Origin of the sequence: Faecalibacterium sp. DFI.5.82, assembly GCF_029076575.1 — a bacterium.
Taxonomy (GTDB): Bacteria; Bacillota; Clostridia; order Oscillospirales; family Ruminococcaceae; genus Faecalibacterium; species Faecalibacterium duncaniae.
Map to the genome: position 1 here is coordinate 1 of NZ_JARFIS010000952.1, position 294 is coordinate 294.

Below are 294 nucleotides of genomic sequence, written 5' to 3' on the forward strand. Positions count from 1 at the left end.
GTCACCAGCGTTGCTGAAACAGTGGGAAGATCAAGTGCTGACCTATGGCTGGGCGTATGGAAACAAGGGAACGGCACTGCATGGCAAAGAGCTGCTGATCGCCGTTACGGTAGGGGCCGACAACTATGGGCATGATGATTTTGTCGGTTACACGATTGATGAGCTGCTGCGACCATTGCAGGCAACCAGTCATTTGATTGGTATGCGTTATTTAAAGCCGTTTGCGGTCTTGGGCGCTTCTTCAATCAGTGATGAGAATCTGCAAAAAGCAGCTGAAGTATATGTGCAATATCT

The 294-nt window shown here is 49.0% G+C and carries 1 protein-coding gene; it reads left to right on the plus strand.

The features are described 5' to 3' along the window. Positions 1-34 precede the first annotated feature (34 nt). Positions 35-294, plus strand: a 260-nt coding sequence (locus tag P0G09_RS19635) for an NAD(P)H-dependent oxidoreductase (protein WP_275253516.1), incomplete at its 3' end; no start/stop codon positions are given.